The sequence below is a fragment of the Rosenbergiella gaditana genome (assembly GCF_018494065.1).
In the GTDB taxonomy this organism is placed as follows: Bacteria; Pseudomonadota; Gammaproteobacteria; order Enterobacterales; family Enterobacteriaceae; genus Rosenbergiella; species Rosenbergiella gaditana.
This window is the reverse complement of the sequence record NZ_JABBFR010000010.1, coordinates 1-17,568: the sequence shown is the minus strand read 5'-3', so window position 1 is coordinate 17,568 and position 17,568 is coordinate 1. Positions and strand designations below refer to the sequence as shown.

General features: G+C 47.3%; 18 protein-coding genes and 2 pseudogenes. 10 read left to right on the top strand and 10 right to left on the bottom strand.

Annotation, left to right across the window (positions count from 1 at the left end):
- Positions 1-32 precede the first annotated feature (32 nt).
- The 6 genes and pseudogenes from HH682_RS08655 (at position 33) to HH682_RS08630 (ending at position 6,661) form a co-directional block, all read left to right on the top strand.
- Positions 33-1,601, top strand: a complete 1,569-nt coding sequence (locus HH682_RS08655) for an ABC transporter substrate-binding protein (protein WP_214237179.1) — start codon at positions 33-35, stop codon at positions 1,599-1,601.
- The gene (locus HH682_RS08650) at positions 1,601-2,653 is read left to right on the top strand and encodes an ABC transporter permease (protein ID WP_214237178.1); all 1,053 of its coding nucleotides are present in this window, start codon (positions 1,601-1,603) and stop codon (positions 2,651-2,653) included. Before HH682_RS08655 ends, HH682_RS08650 begins: the two co-directional genes overlap by 1 nt.
- Complete coding sequence (locus HH682_RS08645) at positions 2,650-3,498, top strand: ABC transporter permease (RefSeq protein WP_214237177.1); 849 nt, start codon at positions 2,650-2,652, stop codon at positions 3,496-3,498. Before HH682_RS08650 ends, HH682_RS08645 begins: the two co-directional genes overlap by 4 nt.
- Positions 3,488-4,327 (top strand): ABC transporter ATP-binding protein, encoded by an 840-nt coding sequence (locus HH682_RS08640; RefSeq protein ID WP_214237176.1) that lies wholly within the window; start codon positions 3,488-3,490, stop codon positions 4,325-4,327. Before HH682_RS08645 ends, HH682_RS08640 begins: the two co-directional genes overlap by 11 nt.
- Positions 4,324-5,001, top strand: a complete 678-nt coding sequence (locus HH682_RS08635; RefSeq protein ID WP_250318633.1) for an ABC transporter ATP-binding protein — start codon at positions 4,324-4,326, stop codon at positions 4,999-5,001. The genes HH682_RS08640 and HH682_RS08635 overlap by 4 nt, the downstream gene beginning before the upstream one ends.
- Positions 5,002-5,128: 127 nt before the next feature.
- Positions 5,129-6,661: pseudogene (locus HH682_RS08630) on the top strand (ABC transporter substrate-binding protein).
- Positions 6,662-6,723: 62 nt separating this feature from the next.
- Here HH682_RS08630 and HH682_RS08625 read toward each other — a convergent pair.
- The 3 genes from HH682_RS08625 to HH682_RS08615 form a co-directional block, all read right to left on the bottom strand.
- Entirely contained in the window at positions 6,724-7,524 is an 801-nt protein-coding gene (locus tag HH682_RS08625; RefSeq protein WP_214237175.1) for an SDR family oxidoreductase, read from the bottom strand.
- A 141-nt stretch (positions 7,525-7,665) separates the two neighbouring features.
- Positions 7,666-8,454 carry an alpha/beta hydrolase gene (locus HH682_RS08620; RefSeq protein WP_214237174.1) on the bottom strand — a complete coding sequence of 263 codons (789 nt, stop codon included), beginning with the start codon at positions 8,452-8,454 and terminating at the stop codon, positions 7,666-7,668.
- 211 nt (positions 8,455-8,665) lie between these two features.
- Entirely contained in the window at positions 8,666-9,115 is a 450-nt protein-coding gene (locus HH682_RS08615; RefSeq protein ID WP_214237173.1) for a DUF4385 domain-containing protein, read from the bottom strand.
- 152 nt (positions 9,116-9,267) lie between these two features.
- Here HH682_RS08615 and HH682_RS08610 point away from each other — a divergent pair, with 152 nt between their 5' ends.
- Both HH682_RS08610 and HH682_RS08605 read left to right on the top strand, forming a co-directional pair.
- Entirely contained in the window at positions 9,268-9,984 is a 717-nt protein-coding gene (locus tag HH682_RS08610; RefSeq protein ID WP_214237172.1) for an aspartate/glutamate racemase family protein, read from the top strand.
- Positions 9,981-10,391 carry an ASCH domain-containing protein gene (locus HH682_RS08605; protein WP_214237171.1) on the top strand — a complete coding sequence of 137 codons (411 nt, stop codon included), beginning with the start codon at positions 9,981-9,983 and terminating at the stop codon, positions 10,389-10,391. The genes HH682_RS08610 and HH682_RS08605 overlap by 4 nt, the downstream gene beginning before the upstream one ends.
- Before the next feature lie 36 nt (positions 10,392-10,427).
- Here the strand turns inward: HH682_RS08605 and HH682_RS08600 are convergent, their stop codons facing one another.
- Together HH682_RS08600 and HH682_RS08595 are read right to left on the bottom strand one after the other, a co-directional pair.
- Entirely contained in the window at positions 10,428-11,045 is a 618-nt protein-coding gene (locus HH682_RS08600; RefSeq protein ID WP_338049324.1) for a LysE family translocator, read from the bottom strand.
- A gap of 48 nt (positions 11,046-11,093) precedes the next feature.
- A complete protein-coding gene (locus tag HH682_RS08595; protein WP_214237170.1) occupies positions 11,094-11,591 on the bottom strand; it encodes a DUF1543 domain-containing protein in 498 nt (165 codons plus the stop codon).
- A gap of 102 nt (positions 11,592-11,693) precedes the next feature.
- On the opposite strand from HH682_RS08595, the gene HH682_RS08590 reads away from it, so the two are divergent.
- Positions 11,694-12,428 carry an AzlC family ABC transporter permease gene (locus HH682_RS08590; protein WP_214237169.1) on the top strand — a complete coding sequence of 245 codons (735 nt, stop codon included), beginning with the start codon at positions 11,694-11,696 and terminating at the stop codon, positions 12,426-12,428.
- Positions 12,425-12,718 carry an AzlD family protein gene (locus HH682_RS08585; RefSeq protein WP_338049323.1) on the top strand — a complete coding sequence of 98 codons (294 nt, stop codon included), beginning with the start codon at positions 12,425-12,427 and terminating at the stop codon, positions 12,716-12,718. Before HH682_RS08590 ends, HH682_RS08585 begins: the two co-directional genes overlap by 4 nt.
- 117 nt (positions 12,719-12,835) lie before the next feature.
- Here the strand turns inward: HH682_RS08585 and HH682_RS08580 are convergent, their stop codons facing one another.
- From HH682_RS08580 to HH682_RS08560, 5 genes and pseudogenes are all read right to left on the bottom strand, one after another.
- Entirely contained in the window at positions 12,836-13,810 is a 975-nt protein-coding gene (locus HH682_RS08580; RefSeq protein WP_214237168.1) for an NAD(P)H-quinone oxidoreductase, read from the bottom strand.
- Positions 13,807-14,664: a glyoxalase III HchA gene (gene hchA / locus HH682_RS08575; RefSeq protein ID WP_214237167.1), complete on the bottom strand. Its 858-nt coding sequence runs from the start codon at positions 14,662-14,664 to the stop codon at positions 13,807-13,809. The genes HH682_RS08580 and hchA overlap by 4 nt, the downstream gene beginning before the upstream one ends.
- A gap of 12 nt (positions 14,665-14,676) precedes the next feature.
- Complete coding sequence (locus HH682_RS08570; protein WP_214237166.1) at positions 14,677-15,348, bottom strand: LuxR C-terminal-related transcriptional regulator; 672 nt, start codon at positions 15,346-15,348, stop codon at positions 14,677-14,679.
- A 109-nt stretch (positions 15,349-15,457) separates the two neighbouring features.
- Positions 15,458-15,697: pseudogene (locus HH682_RS08565) on the bottom strand (IS3 family transposase); the annotation flags it as partial.
- Positions 15,698-16,499: 802 nt separating this feature from the next.
- On the bottom strand, positions 16,500-17,207 hold the full coding sequence (locus tag HH682_RS08560; RefSeq protein ID WP_214237165.1) for a hypothetical protein: 708 nt from the start codon (positions 17,205-17,207) through the stop codon (positions 16,500-16,502).
- Between the last annotated feature and the right edge of the window lie 361 nt (positions 17,208-17,568).

Here is a 17,568-nt window from a genome sequence, read left to right as displayed (position 1 = left end):
CCGGTAAACGCCCTGTTTAGCAAGGAATAAAAATGAAAAAAACGTTGATAAGTCTCTTATTCACCGCATCGCTCACGGCTCTCTCCGCACAGGGTGCCACACCGCCGAACACCTTAGTTGTCGCGCAATCGCTGGATGATGCCATCAGTTTTGACCCCGCACAGGGCTTTGAAACCACAACAGTCCAAGCCTTTACTAGCTTGTATCAGCGCTTACTGCAGTCAGACCCTGCTCACCCTGTCGATCTCCGTCCAACGCTTGCCAGTAGTTGGAAAGCGGGTAGCGACAATCGAAGCTTGACCTTTACCTTACGTGAAGGAACCACCTTTGCCAGTGGTAATCCAATCCGACCTGAAGATGTTATTTTTTCATTGTCGCGTGTGATTAAGCTGAATTTGGAACCTTCATTCGTTCTGACACAACTCGGCTGGAACGCAAAAAATATCGATAGCCAACTATCGAAAACCAGTGCTAATCAGGTCACGCTGCATTGGGATGCGGCGGTCAGTCCGGCGTTTGTCCTTAGCCTGCTCTCAGCACCCGTTGCGTCAATCGTCGATGAAAAAGAAGCCTTGAGCCACCAAGTGAACAATGACTTGGGGCATCAATGGTTATCCAGCCATTCCGCCGGCAGTGGGCCTTATCAAATTCGCCGCTACGTTCCGCATGAAGTGCTACTCATGACCGCTAACCCCCGTTCGCCAGCCGGTGCGCCAAAACTCAGCACACTACTGATTAAAAACGTTCCCGAAGCGGCAACACGACGTTTATTAGTAGAACAAGGGGATGCGGATATTGCGCGTAATCTGGGTAGTGATCAGTTCAGTGCGCTACAACATAAGCCGGGCGTTACCCCTGTTTCAGTACCTATCGCCTCGCTTTACTATCTACTATTCAATACTCAATCCTCTGCAACACTGAAAAATCCAGCGTTTTGGGAAGCTTCGCGTTATTTGTTCGATTACGATGGAATTGCCAATGGATTGTTAAAAGGACAATTCTCTATCCACCAATCGTTCCTGCCGAGTGGATATTTAGGGGCGCTCAATGATACGCCTTATACCTATAACCCTGAGAAAGCGAAAGCGATCTTAGCCAAAGCGGGCCTCTCCAATATCTCATTTAAAGTGGTGGTAAATAATCAACCACCTTATCTTGATATTGCCCAAGCGCTGCAAGCCAGCTTTGCAAAAGGCGGCGTGAAAATCGAGTTAATCCCAAGCCTGAGTAGTGAAGTGACCGCTAAAATGGCCAGTCATCAGTTCGACGCCACCGTCACCTCTTGGGGGCCAGACTATTTCGACCCCAATACCAATGCCGCTGCCTTTGCCACTAACCCAGAGGATGGTAGCAGTACGCTTGCTTACCGTGCTGGCTGGCATATCCCTGAGTTAACCGCCGAAACGCATAAAGCAGTGGCCTTAACGGATAACGCCCAACGCGCGGCACTGTATGAGAAATTACAGCGTCAGGTACAGAAAAGCTCGCCTTATGTCATTGGCCTTCAAGCCCACCAGCTAATCGCCCTGCGCAGTAATATCAAAGGTTATCAACAAGGGATGAACCCTGATATGGTCTATTACAGCCAGGTAACGAAATAATGACAGTGTCTGCGTCCGCATCGGGTCGCAGCATGCCGGTCAGGCGGCTTGTTCAGCGCCTGGCAGGTAATCTCTTTTCACTGATGATTACCCTACTCGGTTTGTTAGCGTTTACCTTTACCTTGTCCCACCTTTCACCTGTGGATCCGGTTTTACAACTGGTAGGGGATCATGCCAGTGCGTCGACCTATGCTCAGGTTCGCCATCAGCTAGGGTTAGATCACCCTCTCCCGGTGCAGTTTTGGCATTACCTACAGCAGCTGGCCCATGGTCATCTTGGTATTTCGCAAAGTACAGGCCAACCGGTGGTCGACGATCTGTTACGCACCTTCCCGGCGACGTTCGAGCTTGCGACCTGCGCCTTGATATTAGGCGCAACCTGCGGAATCAGTCTGGCGCTGGTTTCGGTGTGGCACCCTAAAAGTTGGATTGACCATATTGCGCGGGTGATTTCATTATTAGGCTATTCTGTTCCCGTATTTTGGATCGGTTTACTCGGATTATTACTGTTCTATGCCGTGCTACATTGGTCGGCAGGACCGGGACAACTCGACGATCTCTACGTTTATACTTTGGAACCGAAAACCGGTATTGTCGTCATAGACAGTTGGTTATCAGGTGATCGCGAGATGTTGATCAATGCCTTGATGCATCTTTGGTTACCCGTGGTAATTCTTGGGTTACTGTCGATGGCCTCAATCACTCGGCTGCTTCGTGCTGCGTTACTGGAAGAGAACAGTAAAGAGTATGTCACCCTCGCGCGGGCCAAAGGTGCCAGCCGCTGGAGAATTGTCTGGCATCATTTACTGCCCAATACCCGCGGCACCCTTATTACGGTCGTGATGCTCTCCTATGTTTCATTACTGGAAGGCGCAGTATTAACCGAGAGCGTGTTCGCTTGGCCCGGTTTGGGCCGTTATCTGACCAATGCGTTATTTGCCTCCGATATTCCCGCCATCTTGGGCGCAACGTTAGTCATAGGGAGTTGCTTTATTATCATTAATGCCCTGACCGATGCGTTAGTTTGGCTTACCGATCCGAGAACACGATGACTGAAACTTCCTTACCGCTCCGCGCGAAACGACGTGATAAGCGCCGATGGTTACTGATCATCGGCTATAGCCTGTTAGGGCTGCTCATCGCAATGGCATTGTTTGCACCTTGGGTGTCCCCTTATGATCCTAATGCACAGGTGATGGCCGATCGATTACTGCCGCCAGATAGCCACCACTGGTTAGGGACTGACGGTTTTGGTCGCGATTTACTGTCACGGGTTATTTATGGCACACGACCGACACTCCTGTTAGTGGTATTTATTCTGATCCTTACCGTGCCCGTCGGGATGACGGTGGGGATTGCTGCCGGATATTTAGGCGGTTGGGTCGAACGCATATTGATGCGTATTACCGATATCTTTTTAGCCTTACCGAGCTTAGTGATCGCGCTGGCAATGGTCGCTGTACTCGGGCCCAGTATTTTAAACGGCGCGCTGGCTTTGGCGCTAACCAGCTGGCCCCCCTTTGCTCGGCAAGCCCGTGCGGAGACGCAGCAATTAAGGCGTAGCGATTACCTCGCCGCCGCCAAAATGCAGGGGATTCAGGGGTTACCCTTGATGTTCGGCCATCTGTTACCACTTTGCTTACCCAGTGCGGTGGTGCGTGCAGCCTTGAGTCTTGGGGGAATTATTTTATCCGCCGCGGGCTTAGGGTTCCTCGGTATGGGGGTCCAACCGCCTACCGCTGAGTGGGGGTCGATGGTAGCAGAAGGCGGGAAAGTGATTTTTGACCAGTGGTGGGTCGCCGCCGCACCAGGGGGAGCGATTCTTCTGGCGAGCTTAACCTTTAATTTCATCGGTGACGGTCTGCGAGACCGCTTGGACAGTCGCAATGACAGCTAATGCATCCCCTTTTATTATTGCTGATAGGCTCACCATCGGCCTTCCTGAAGGCCGTCCATTAGTGAACGGGATCTCTTTCGAAATCGGAAAAGAGCGGGTAGCGTTGGTGGGAGAGTCCGGCTCAGGAAAATCCCTGACTGCCCGCAGTTTGATGGGGTTACTTGCCCCATCACTGAGCCTTAATGCTGCGCAGTTATCCTTAGCGGGTCACGATCTGCTCCATTTGAAACCGTCACAATGGCAGTCGCTGCGGGGCGGAAAAGTGGCGATGGTGATGCAAGACCCGAAATACGCCCTGAATCCTTCTAAAACTATCGGTTGGCAGGTTGAAGAACCCTTAATTTTGCATCGCACAATGTCGCGCCGTCAGCGCCGAGAGAAAGTGTTAGCGATGCTCGATGCCGTCGGCTTACCGAATCCCCAACAGCTTATTAAGCGTTACCCCAATCAACTCTCTGGTGGGATGGGACAACGTATTATGCTCGCCATCGCGTTGATTACTGATCCTGAGTTTTTAATTGCCGATGAGCCAACCTCTGCGTTAGACCATGCAATGCGCGATCAAGTGCTGTCTCTGATACAGGAGCTGGTTGCACAGCGAGATATGGGACTGCTACTGATTAGCCATGACTTACAGCAAGTCGCGGATCACTGCCAACGGGTAATGGTGATGTACCAAGGACAAATCCTTGACCGCTTAGCAGCAAAGGATCTTGCGCAAGCGACCCATCCCTATACGCAAACGCTCTGGGCCTGTCGTCCAAGCCTAGCGACTAAAGGTAAGCGCTTACCCACACTCGACCGTGCAGCATTGGAGGGGTATTCTTGAGTACCATCAGGTTAGATCAGCTCAATGTTTTCCATCCTCAAGGCTATCACTTGCGGCAAGTGGTCGAAGAGGTCAGTTTAACGGTTAAGCAGGGCGAATGTTTCGGACTGGTTGGCCCCTCGGGCTGTGGAAAGTCGTCGCTACTTTGGGTGATGGCAGGACTTAATCCCCACTGGAGTGGTGATATGGTGTTAGCGGGTACTCACGTACAACCCGGCTCACCTTTTACTGGGCAGCTACGCCGCGATGTACAAATGGTGTTCCAAGATCCTTATGCCTCCTTACATCCTCGTCATCGGTTGCGCCGCACCCTTGCAGAACCTTTAAAACGGCTAGGTATCGATAATATTGATGACCGGATAAACCAAGGCTTTCAGCAAGTGGGCTTAGACAGTGCCTTAATCGATCGCTATCCCCATCAGCTTTCAGGAGGACAACGGCAACGGGTCGCCATTGTACGTGCGCTCCTTCTTGAGCCTAAAATAGTGCTGCTTGACGAACCGACTTCCGCGTTGGATATGTCTGTACAGGCCGAAATATTGAACCTGCTTAACCAATTGAAAATGCAGCAACAGTTGACGATGGTACTGGTTAGCCATGACCCAGATGTGATCGACCATATGTGCGATAGGTCAGTCACTATGCAGGCAGGCCGTATTACTCACCTTAGTTAAAAACTAGCTTTAGATATCACTTAAAACGAATGTTCACCACGATAGTTCGTCCCTATACTCCTAATAACGCAGTGTTATTAGGAGCTTTACGAGTGAAACCCTATCTTACGTTGTTTATTGCCAGCCTATTCATCTCCATCAGCCTGCCGCAACGCCACCGAATAGCTTAGTGGTCGCCATCCCTCTTGATGGGATCATCAGTTTTGACCCGGCGGAGAGTTTTGAGACGGTTAGCACCAGCAGTTTAGTCAATATTTATCAGGGCTTAGTCAGGGCTGATCGTAATCATCCTCAGGATCTCGTTCCTGCCGCTGCGGCAAGTTGGACATCCGGCAGCCAGCCCCATAGTTTACGATTTACCCTTAAGCCTTCTCTCGCCTTTGCCAGTGGAAACCCACTCACTGCCGATGATGTGATTTACTCGTTAAGCCGTGCTGTAAAACTGAATAAAGCGCCAGTGTTTATTTTGGGAGAATTCGGTTGGACTGCTGAGAATATCGATGCCTCGCTACATAATATCAGCGACACCGAGGTCGAGATGAGTTGGCAGAGTGATATTGGCCAAGATCTAGCCTTATGTTTACTGTCCGCTCCCGTCGCCTCTATCGTTGATCGAAAGTTAGTCAATGCGCATCAACAAGCTGGCGATTACGGTAATAACTGGCTTAAAAATCATTCAGCCGGTAGTGCTGCCTACAGCATCCAACAATATATTCCGCAACAAGCCTTGCTGTTGCAAAAAAATCCGCACAGCGAGATTCAACCCAAATTAGCGCATATCTAGTTAAAAGGCGTGCCTGACGCTAGCGCTCGCCGTTTATTACTGACTCAGGGTGATGCAGATGTCGCCTACGGGTTAGGGGCCGATCAGTTTGCGGCACTACGCCATACCTCAGACGTGAAGGTAGCGAGCTTCCCCTCTAGCCTTGTTTATTATCTTGCCTTCAATACCCAAGATAGTCAGCAACCTGCCTTGGCCAACCCAGCCTTATGGCAAGCGTCGCGCTGGTTGGTGGATTACGCCTCACTGTCACAACAATTGCTGAAAGGACAGTATCAAGTTCATCAGTCGTTTTTACCCATAGGCTTCGACGGCGCGCTAAAGACAACACCTTTCACCTTGGATGTACCGAAAGCTAAGCAGATCCTGACCAATGCGGGGATAAAACCAGGCACCGCTTTCACCCTAACCTTTACCAATCAACCGCCTTATAGCGATATAGCTCAAGCACTGCAGGCCAGCTTTGCCAAAGCCGATATCCAGATTAAGCTGCAACCGGTACCCGAAGCGGAGCTTTGGGGGAAGATGCGCAGTCGTCAATTCCAATCTATCTTCACTTACTGGGGCGCTGATTATATTGATCCCAACACCAATGCGAGTACCTTTGCCTACAATGTGGCAAATGGACCGAAGACCTTGGCTTGGCGAGTCGGCTGGTCGATTACGCAGCTCAGTCAACTGACGCAACAGGCAGCGGCTACCAGCGATGCGGCAAAACGCCGAGAGCTTTATCAGCAGATTCAGACCAGCGTTATGCAAGACTCCCCCTTTGTGGTCGCGTTACAGGGCGCCCAACAAGTCGGATTGCGCTGTAATATTGAGGGAGCACAGCAGAGCTTAGGAGTCAGCATGCTCTATTTTGATCAGATTACGAAATAACGAGGCGAGCGGTATGGGATGAGCATAATGAATGCCCATCCCCTCACTAGAAGGTATCGGCGTTAGCCGTTACCTCTAAATTCAGGATATAGGCTCATGCCGCCATCGATAAATAGCGTCGACCCGTGGACGTAGTCCGACAAATCACTAGCCAACCATACCACCGCATTCGCGACATCTTCTGCCGCACCAATACGTCCGTAAGGGATTAACTCAAGCAGCTTCTTCGCAGCATCCCCTTCCGTATTCTCCGCATTAATTGCGGTGGCAATCGCTCCGGGTGCAATAGAGTTGACCCGAATCTGCTCTTCACCCACTTCTTGCGCGATACTGCGCATCAACAGATCCACCCCACCTTTTGATGCAGCATAGTTGACATGACCCGCCCACGGGATTAGCTGGTGGACAGAACTGACATGAATAATTTTGCCATTGGCGCGACTCACCTGACGCTGTCCCTTCTGTTTACGAAACTGCAGCAGTGCAGCTTGTGCCGTCAGAAATTGTCCAGTTAAGTTCACATCAATCACTTTTTGCCAATCTTGCAGTGTCATGTCGCCAATCGGAGCGTCTTTTTGCAGCCCTGAATTCGCCACCAGAATATCCAGCCCTCCAAAGTGTTCAACGGCTTGAGCAATCAAATTATTCACATCATCTTGCGAGGAGACATCACCTTGCACCGCAATTGCTTGACCACCCTGTTGACGAATCTGCTCAGCCAGTTTCTCTGCCGGTTCGGCTTGGCTGTTATAGTTGATCACGACGCTGGCACCTGCCGCGGCAAGGCCTTCAGCACACGCGTAACCCAAGCCTGAACTTGCACCAGTAATTAAAGCGACCTGTTTATCTAACGATATTTGCATTGTTACTCCTGAGCTAATCTCAATGAATGGGAAGCGTGCTATTGAGTATAGGACAGGACTCGAAATTTGATTAGATTCACAAAAAAGCGCGGGTTGGCGACTTATCCGCTCAATGAAGAGCGGAAAGTCAATAAGCAGGAACTACTGGCTAACCGCGTTGAGCGTGTCCTGCAGCGAAGCACCGAACATCGCCCCATGGCTGAGCCCAGGGTAATGGACGATTGAGACCGAAAGTCCCTGTTTTACCCACTGCTCGACCTGCGGTGAAAAATCGATGGCGGGAGGTGCGCCAGCTCTCGCGGGCTGCGAAGATCCGACCATCAATGTTAAGGTGGCCGGATTCGCCGTTTGAGCATGGATATCATCGACTAACGATTGATAACCTTGGCCTAACGACGGGCTGGCAGAAAAATAGTGGCTAAATTGGGTAGAATGCAGATAAGTCTCCAACACAAACAATCCACCAAAAGAGTGCCCCCACAATGAACGTTGCGCCTGGTCTATCGGTAAAGAAGCTTCACTCTGCGGAATAATTTTTTGTTCGAGTAAGGAGCGGAAGACGGTACTGCCGCCGCCAACACGTCCACGCCCTAGCATCGAGTTGCCCTCCGCAGCGTCTCGCGCGACAGGAGTGTAGTCGAATGACCGTGCTTTCAGATCAAAAGGCAGCGGCGTATCGTAGCCGACAAAGACCAGCACAGCCGGGTTTTTCTCATTAAGAGAGCGCAATTGGGCATCAGAAACACGGCTAAGGCTTGAGTTGCCGTCCAACATATACAGAATAGGATACCCTTGCGCGGGGGCCGGTTTTTTCGGTACCGCCACCCAAACTTTATAGTGACGCTGTGTATCAACCGATGCCAGCTTAAACACCCTAAAGGTGTAATACTGCGATCCCGTATCGGCAATTGATGGACCAAGAGGAGCCATATTCGGCCTTGCGAAGACACTCGGTAAAGGTACCAACAGCAAAAAGACTACGATGATCGATTTCTTAAAAAAGCCCACTATGACGTCCTCGGTTATCTGTAATAATTAGGTTTTTAGCATTTTCATTTTCTTATTACTCTCTTTTTTACGGATATTATTCTTTATCGGCGTGTAACGTCAGACCTAGATGGCGCGGGCTCGCGAAGTCGATTCAACCAAATTGCTGTTGATGCTGCTTTTTCCGCTGCAGGTAGTCACCATCTGCTCTGAGTTTATCCCACGATTGTTTGAAAATTTTCGCCGCTGCCGCTTTCTCTTCGTCAAGTTGATACGGCAAAACCTCTCGGTTCTTATCGTATTTTTTCCCCCCTGGATGATTGGCATAGCGCCTCGCACGCGTGTAGCCCATCTGAATAAATTTACGCGCCATATCCATCCCCACAAAATCGTCTTGTTGACGATAGTCTTCGAAGAGTTGCATGATTTTCTTGGCGGAGGCGGTTGCACTTTCCACATCTTTAAACCGCCAATAGGGGAGAATTTCGCTTTTATAAGGTTCAACCATTAAGACGCCTTGCTCTCCACGCCCGACTTGATAACGTTCGGGCTCTTTTCGGAAATCAATGGTTGAAAAATCTTGTTGGTAGTCGAATGCTTTCATACTTTACCCACCGATGACTCTGCCAGAGTTAAGTATAGGTGAGGTGGGATGCGAAAGCGGTGAAGATCAGCGGTTGAGAAAAAATATAAATCGGGGATATTATTCATCAATAAATCGCGATAATGACCTAATCTTTTTTAAGAACTCAATAAATGAAAAAAAGTAAAATAGGTATCTTAGCGGGTATGGGCCCACGTTCTACCGCACCTTTTCTTGAAAAAATTATCGATGAATGCCAACGGCAATATGGTGCAACCAACGATATAGATTTCCCTGAAATACATATTATCTCTTTGCCTACGCCCTTTTATCCAGGCAGAGATATTGATTCAGATGAGATGATAAAAGCATTACAGAAAGGTATTACAGATTTAGCTAATGTGGGGGTGAGCATAATCTCGATCCCTTGTAATCTCGCTCATTGCTATTTTGACGAGATGACCGATGTTTCACGGAACATTCCTCTACTACATATTGCAGACTCCCTGTTACCTTTGCTGCCACAACAGCCGTCACAAGTCTGTTTACTGGCAACAACACCGACAATCGAATCGGGTTTTTATCAACAAAGGCTCAGTACCAAGGGCATCACCGTTATCGATGCCGATGTATTAAGAGAAAAAACAACCGCTCTACTCCCCATCATTAAATCAGAGGGTTACCAGAGTCTAAACGCCCAAGGTTTGTGGCAAGAAATCTTATTCGAGATCAGTCAGTTGGGAATTCAAGACGTGATCATCGCCTGTACTGATTTAAGCCCATTGCTTAAGATATGTGATCCACACACTATAATCTTTATTGATTCCATGGCAGCTTTAGCTGCTGAAACAGTACGTGAGTATTTACATCAAGTTGAGGATCGACCATGACATTACTGAATAAGCTGCAGACCAAATACCCAGGAGCGCTTGCATGGGGGTTTGGGGACAGCGCCGAAATGGCCGATGAGCTTGCCAACCATGTTGTCGAAGGGCGTAAAACGGCTTCCTGCGGTTCGCTTGCCTCCTACCTAAGTGAGGCATCGCCCCCAACTGTTGGTAGCTACCATATCATTCTCAATGGTCGTGAAGAGCCCGTCTGTATCATTAGAATTATTGCTATGCGGATTGTTCTTTTCCGTGAGGTGGAAGCTGAATTTGCCTATAAAGAGGGTGAGGGCGATCGCAGTCTTAACTATTGGCAACAAGAGCATAAAGCATTTTTTACCCGCGAAGGGAGCTACAGCGAGGCAATGGAACTTGTCGCAGAAGAGTTTGAGCTGATTGAAGTGCTCTGAGCGGTTACCCCACCACTGAGAATAAGCGGCTATTACTCATTTTAGAAGGAGTTTTAGCCCGAGTAAGCCCAATATCCCAGCAGTGATACGATCTATCGTCACTTTACCACGAAGATAGAAACATCGGGGCAGAGAGTGGCTTAATATTAGCGCAACAAGCGTAAACCATACAAAGTCGATAAAAAATGTCATCACCGGAACCGTGATATAAACCGTAATGGATAAATGGTGATCGAGTAACGTGGTGAACAGACTCGCAAAAACGATGGCAGTATTAGGGTTACTGAGTTGAGTAAATAGTCCGCTGAATAAAGCTTGGGTGAAGGTTAGCGTTGGGATGGCTGAATCATTTGCCCGTGCCCGAGGTTTTTGTAATAAAATTTTCGCCGCACTCCAGAGTAAGTAACCGCCACCCAGCACTTTCAAAACAGTATGCAGCGCAGGGATAACGCTGAGTAACGCGTGTAGCCCTGACAGGGCGATAAGCGCAAAGATCATCGCCCCGCCACCTAAGCCAATCGCGACCCCGAGCGAAGTGGAAAACGATGAGGAGAGCGCTACGCGTGTTGCGAGCAAAAAGCTTGCGCCAGGGCTCATTGCCCCGACCAATATTGCCAGACCGATAGCACATAGCTTAAAAAATTCGCTTTCCACTTCCCCTCCTGATCACATCAACGAGAATAATAGGCTGAACAGACAGAATTATATCGGTTGATACCCCTGCCAGGCTGGACAATCAAGCTGACCTTCTGCCATCGGGGTTAAATGAAGATAGCAGTCCCCGACTTTATCGAGCAGTAAGCAGTTATCCACGTCTTTAAGATTATCTTTATGCTGCTGCGCTGCGCCGGATAATAAACGGCTCAAGGCCTGTTTTTTTGCCTGCTTCGCGTCTTCAGCAACAAAGAGCCCAAACTCATGGAGTTCAGCCAGAGTATCAGGCCGATAAGCCCCGACGTTGACAAAAAAGAGCCTCTGCGGGTTGCTAGAAGGGGTATGTTCTAGACGGACACTATAGCCATCGACCCAAGTTATATGAGTATAGCCATCGAGATGAACTTTATTTTTATCCCCAAACCACGCTTTTTTTAAGGTCGGCCACGCCTCTTCCGGCGTATTTGCTGCCACAAATTGAATATCATGGACCTCAATATTCGACTTTCCGGCATTTCCCCCAAGATAAAACATATATAAATTCACTCATTTCTCCCGTTGTAGACGCTATAGCGTCTCGTATTTATTCGATTACCCGTTATAGTGGCTATAAGACTTTCCTATCACTGCAGTTTAAAAGAGGATCCCATGGCACAGTCTTCGTACCAGTCTCCCTCCCGATCTCAGTATTACCATGAATTTTTGCGCGGTGCGACGACGGTCATTCCAGTGATGATAGGTGTGATCCCCTTTGGTTTATTATTAGGCGCCCAAGCTGCCCAGAAAGGATTATCTGTCGGCTTATTGAGTATGATGACCGGCTTAAATTTTGCGGGAGGGTCGGAATTTGCCGCTGTTGCGCTATGGAGTTCCCCCCCTGATCTCATCACTATTGTTTTAGTCAGCATGCTGGTTAACAGCCGCCACTTAGTAATGGGAGCCTCGCTTGCCCCCTACCTTAATCACCTGCCTCGCCGTAAAGCGCTACCTGCCCTGTTTTTTATGTGTGACGAAAATTGGGCACTGACTATGGCGGATGCTACCCGCCGCCGTGCCGCAGGACAAGATCCTGCCTTTAGTCTGAGCTTTTATTTCGGTTTAGCGGTAACACTCTGGGCAGTATGGTTAGCCTCTACCACCGTAGGTGCCTTAATCGGGCCGACGTTAGGCGACATTAGTCGGTGGGGCTTCGATATGGCGTTTCCTGCGGTATTCTTTGTCTTACTGAAGGGGATGTGGAAAGGAATACGTTGTGCAATCCCTTGGCTGGTCAGTTTACTCAGTGCAAGCTTGGCTTATCACTCTTTACCGGGAGCGGCCTATGTACCGATTGGCGCAATCACCGGTTTGATTGCCATCGTGTTGATGGGAGCCAAAGCGTGAATCTTTTACCTATCGCAACCATTTTACTGATGGCACTCAGCACCTATTTCACTCGTATTCTCGGCTATTTATTATTACGAAATCGTCAACTTAGCCCTCGCATGCAAGCCATAATGGATGCAGCCCCCGGATGTGTATTAATCACCATTATTTCGCCTTATTTTGTCACCGATAAACCAGCAGATTTGTTAGCGCTGGCCATCTCATTATTTGCAGCATCACGATGGGGCCTATTGCCGGTTGTGATAATCAGCGTAGTGACTACAGCTTTGTTGCGGTTTATGTTGTAGTGATAACAGTTTCCCCCAGTACCATAAGAAAATATTGCATCGCTTTTAGGATGTTGGAGGATAAGGACAAAAACCCGCTTGCGGCGGGTTTAGGGACTAAGGTGGAATAGGTCCACCTTATAAGGTAACAACAACTTTTCCAATATGTGACCCTGAATCTAAGCACTCATGGGCTTTAGCGATATCGGCTAATGGATAGCTTGCATAGATTTTAGGCTTACAGCGGCCTTGCGCCAATACAGGCCATACCTTTTCTTTTAATTGTTGAGCGATTGCTTTTTTCTCTTCGAGATTCCGCCCGCGCATCGTCGAGCCGGATATCACTAAACGCTTCACCATCATAGCTGTAATATCGAAGTGATCGACGATACTTCCGCCCATAAAACCAATAATGACTAATCGACCATCTTTTTTAAGAAGATTGATATTTTTAGTAAAATAGGAAGCACCCACAATATCTAGAATGACATCAACACCTTGATCTTGGGTAAGCGCTTTTATTTTCTCTTCGAAATCTTCTTTTCTATAGTTAATAACGGTCGCGGCACTTTTTAATTCATCGACCTTTTTATCATCGCCTACCGTTGCAAAGACATTGATCCCAAATTCATTACATAACGCGATAGCGGTTGTGCCAATACCACTTGCTCCGCCATGTATTAAGACATTTTCGTTCGCCGTTACCTTGCCTATCTGAAAGAGGTTAGCCCATACCGTGAAGAAGGTTTCTGGAATCGCTGCGGCCTCCTCAAAAGTTAGCCCTTCTGGAATAGGCAATGTTTGCGCTTCAGGTACCGAACAGTACTCAGCATATCCCCCGCCATTGGTGAGTGCGCAGACACTGTCCCCCACCTTAAATTCAGTAACCGCAGAACCAACCTCTTCAACAATGCCTGATACCTCCAATCCTGGAATAGGCGTTAACCCTTTTGGCATGGGATACTTACCTTGACGCTGCAATATATCTGGACGATTGATACCCGCCGCCTTCACCTTAATTAACACTTCGTGTTCATTAATCGTCGGGCGGTCTCCGTCAACGATTTTTAATACTTCGGGTCCGCCAGGCTGTGTGATCTCGACGAATTTCATGCTTTGTCCTTATTGAAATAGGCCAATAAGGTTTTTGTAGCGACTTTACCCAATTCGTTAGCGGCAAAAGGACTATCACCGGTTATCACTTTTCTATCACTATGAACTTTGCCTGTGATGTCGTGATTGACCAAGGTCATATCCATCTCTGTCAGTTCTTGCCCAAAGAACCAGGTTAAACCGCCCGGCATATAGCCAATATCCGGAGTTTGCTTATCGGCACTATCGGGAAATGCACAGATTGAATAGCCACTAAGCGGGTTACTACCGTTACGAAGAGAAAGGAAAGCAGCCGGACCATGGCAGATAGAGAGAATAAACTTATCCTTTTCCATCGCCCAACGGAGGGTTTTTGCCACATTTTCATCATTAGGTAATCCAATCAAAGCTCCATGACCGCCCGGTATAAAAATGGCAGCATAATTATGCTCGTCTAAGTTTCCAACGAGATCGGCAAGAGATAATGGGTTAAGGAATTTATCCTGATATTTTTCAAAGAAAGGCATGACCTTCTTATCTTCACTAGGCATTGCCCAATATTCAAATTTGGTCATCCTGCCAGAGAGTGTCGCGATATCGAAATCAAACCCAGCAGAATGCAAATGGTACATAGGTAAAAGTGTTTCAACTGGGTGGTTACCTGTCGAAAATAATTTTCCATTGTCTGTCGTTAAGTATCTTTCATCCGATGCAATAACCAGTATTTTTAAATTCCCTTGGTACTTATCCGTATACACATCGTCACTCAGATCAGTGACCGGTGAGGTGAATTGGGAAAGAGAGAACTGTGAAGGAAAAAATGCATTTCGTTCAGCCAGATCAACTTGTGGAGCCTTACTTGTATTGTCTTTCATATTTTTTCCTTCTTAAAAACCTAGAATTATTTTTATCGCTTCAGCCGTGGTGGTGGTTCCCAGCTTTTGGCGGACTTTTCTGACATGATTTTCGATCGTTCTTTCGGAGATACCGAGTATTTCCGAGACTTGTCGCTGTTTTAAGCCGTTGGAGAGGAGATTAATAATCTCTTTTTCCCGACGGGTTAATCCTTGAATATTATTTTCAGTCGATAGCGCGAGTAGCTTTCGAGAATAAAGGGAGATTTGGTTAGCTAAAATGCCCAGTATATATTCCACTTCTATTGATGAATCGATTTGAGTTCCCCCCAACGAGAGGGAGGAGACTAAACCACTTCTCCCAAAGACAGGGAGTTGTATTCCACTCAATACCCCTTTCATCGGTTTATCGACGAGTTGGTAGTCTCCTTCGGCGCTATGAGCACCCAATTTCATCCAGTAAAAGGGAGTGTCGACATGGGAAATCTGATTAATTATTGGACATTTTTGAATGAACTGGTTTTCATCTATCTCTTCAGTAAACCAATATCCATGTGCCCACAAAATCTTAAAGGGGGACACAGAAAAAAAGAGGATTCTGTCGTATCCAAAAGGGCGGATAACCTCTAGAGTGATTTCTTTGATTTCACTGAGCTGCGCAGCATCACGAATTTTTTTTATTTGAAGTACTGCTTCATCTAGCATAGCTTCCACCGCATCCAGCCGAAATTAGTATTTATTCTAGTCAAAATCCTTTGCGGAGGTATGAGGGTTTTCCCCTATATGAACCTTCCCACGTAATGTGGACATAGCCCTAAGCGAGGTTCTGGTTTTCAAACTGTGCCGGGCTCAGACCGCCACAGGCACTGTGATGACGCCACCGATTGTCATCTCACTCGATATCATTAACTATCGTTTCCCTCATGGTTTCCCGACTGATAAAGCGTTCACCGTGGATACATTCGACTTTCAGCGTGTGGAAGAAGCTTTACGCGCAGGCATTATCGTCGCAGCAGCCTTTTGCACTCATGCTACCGCGCAGGCTATGCCGTTTAGTGGCTTAATTGATAGGGTATTCATCAATCGAATATACCAGGGTTAGTCCACGCTGAAGGGTACAAACCTGCTCGCTGTTATCTGATTAATGAAACAGTCATGCAGCAAGAACTTCTAACATTACGACCTACATGCTGAACAACGCCTACTCCAAGAAAAGATGATAAACACGACCAGCTTTGTGAGAATAAACCCAGTACGAACGACCTTCTGAAGGGATATCTTGGACGTAAAACCAAGGTGTCTACTGTTTACCTTGACCGCACCCCTCTTTAATTCGACGTGCAATTTAATACTTGGATAGAGACGGCTGAGATCTGCCCATAAAAAAACCCAGCATACTTTGCTGGGTTTTTCTGTTAAGAATGTGGGATGACAAAAAAGATCTAAAATGAATCACTCTCTAAAGCTTGTTCTGTGGCATCAATCTTTCATAAAGTGACAAAATAGATATAAAGTGAGTTACTCATCTTTAGAAGTTACTTTCTGAAAAATGACAAATTAGATCTAAAATGGATTCAATAATTTTATGTACAGTGACTTTATTTTCAAATATTCAAAGGCTTATTTGTAGCGGCTCGCAATTGAAATCCGTCCGACTCGCAATCAGCGCAGATTTCGGCCCACATTAACTGCAAATGAAAAACACGACCGGCTCACATTAAGTGACAATGGGCTCGCATTTATTCAGCCCGGCTCGCAATCCATTTCACCGGGCTCACATTAACTGCAAATGAATTTTATGTTGGTAAAAAACGGTAACACGTTGGTTACCGTAAGTGACGATGCATTTAAAGGGGTTATTTTGCGAGGCTTTCAGCGATCATTCCCGGATCTGCCACCTCTGATACAATGATCAGCGCATCAATACCCCAACTTTCTGCATACTCTTTTCCGGGGAATTCTTGTTCGTAGATCAGTTTGTCAGATGTGCTGTATTTCCAGACATTACCCGCAAACCATGAACAGTTATTTAGTGCGCTGTATACCCCATGTCGGCCTTCTGCAGGTTTATTACCCATCGCGGCCCCAATAAGATCACTGACGGCGTTCAGACCTGGAATGATTAACTTTTCCAGTCTTTCAATACCTCCTGCATCGATTGGAACAATACGCTGGTAAGCAAACCCCCTTTGCGGAGTATCATTGGTTTTGCCATTGGTATCACCATTATGTACATAGCCGTACTCATCATGATAAGCATAAGTATCGCAATCACCCTCAGTTTCACTATGAAAAATGATAATCCAGGCGTGTCCGAAACCACCGCCGCCAAACATACTGCTCAGGGCTGCCATTACTTGTTTTGCTCTTTCTTCCTTATCATCAGGATACTTTGCAGCCACTTCATTTGCAGTTTTGATTACTGCATCCAAATCAGTTCGTTCCGCTGTTCGGTTAGTCCGGATACAAATCTGAGGATATCCTACAGAAGGATCGCCTGTTGGATTTGTATGTGAAGGATCAAGGTCACCTAATTTAACTTTAGCAAGATTTTTCTGGTTCATTTTAGTTCCACCCTTAACTATTCGTTAATTAAATTCTTACTTGATTTTTAAAAAAACTAAGTAAATCTCCTTAAGAAAGGAATTTTATTTCAAAGTACATTTTAAATATAGTTCAATTGAAGTGATGTATTTTATGAGTAGACCCACAACAGACAGGGCAATGAGACAATAGCACCGCCTCATAAGGGTTTAAACCAGATTAACGAGACGCCTAACATTCGGCATCTAGATCCAAATGAGACGATTTTTTCATTTGCAGTTAATTTGAGCCCGTAACGATGGAAGGTAATCCCCCCATTTTTAACGGAGGTAATAAGTAGAATCAGTTAACACGTTGAATATGCTGCATCGGTGTAAAACC

What these genes read in the sequence shown, in the direction of transcription:
- HH682_RS08640 (WP_214237176.1), top strand. Translation starts at nt 3,488, where the DNA reads ATGACAGCTAATGCATCCCCTTTTATTATTGCTGATAGGCTCACCATC.
- HH682_RS08645 (WP_214237177.1), top strand. Translation starts at nt 2,650, where the DNA reads ATGACTGAAACTTCCTTACCGCTCCGCGCGAAACGACGTGATAAGCGC.
- HH682_RS08610 (WP_214237172.1), top strand. Translation starts at nt 9,268, where the DNA reads ATGAAAAAAAGTAAAATAGGTATCTTAGCGGGTATGGGCCCACGTTCT.
- HH682_RS08615 (WP_214237173.1), bottom strand. Translation starts at nt 9,115, where the DNA reads ATGAAAGCATTCGACTACCAACAAGATTTTTCAACCATTGATTTCCGA.
- HH682_RS08570 (WP_214237166.1), bottom strand. Translation starts at nt 15,348, where the DNA reads ATGCTAGATGAAGCAGTACTTCAAATAAAAAAAATTCGTGATGCTGCG.
- hchA (WP_214237167.1), bottom strand. Translation starts at nt 14,664, where the DNA reads ATGAAAGACAATACAAGTAAGGCTCCACAAGTTGATCTGGCTGAACGA.
- HH682_RS08650 (WP_214237178.1), top strand. Translation starts at nt 1,601, where the DNA reads ATGACAGTGTCTGCGTCCGCATCGGGTCGCAGCATGCCGGTCAGGCGG.
- HH682_RS08655 (WP_214237179.1), top strand. Translation starts at nt 33, where the DNA reads ATGAAAAAAACGTTGATAAGTCTCTTATTCACCGCATCGCTCACGGCT.
- HH682_RS08625 (WP_214237175.1), bottom strand. Translation starts at nt 7,524, where the DNA reads ATGCAAATATCGTTAGATAAACAGGTCGCTTTAATTACTGGTGCAAGT.
- HH682_RS08605 (WP_214237171.1), top strand. Translation starts at nt 9,981, where the DNA reads ATGACATTACTGAATAAGCTGCAGACCAAATACCCAGGAGCGCTTGCA.
- HH682_RS08580 (WP_214237168.1), bottom strand. Translation starts at nt 13,810, where the DNA reads ATGAAATTCGTCGAGATCACACAGCCTGGCGGACCCGAAGTATTAAAA.
- HH682_RS08590 (WP_214237169.1), top strand. Translation starts at nt 11,694, where the DNA reads ATGGCACAGTCTTCGTACCAGTCTCCCTCCCGATCTCAGTATTACCAT.
- HH682_RS08560 (WP_214237165.1), bottom strand. Translation starts at nt 17,207, where the DNA reads ATGAACCAGAAAAATCTTGCTAAAGTTAAATTAGGTGACCTTGATCCT.
- HH682_RS08620 (WP_214237174.1), bottom strand. Translation starts at nt 8,454, where the DNA reads ATGGCTCCTCTTGGTCCATCAATTGCCGATACGGGATCGCAGTATTAC.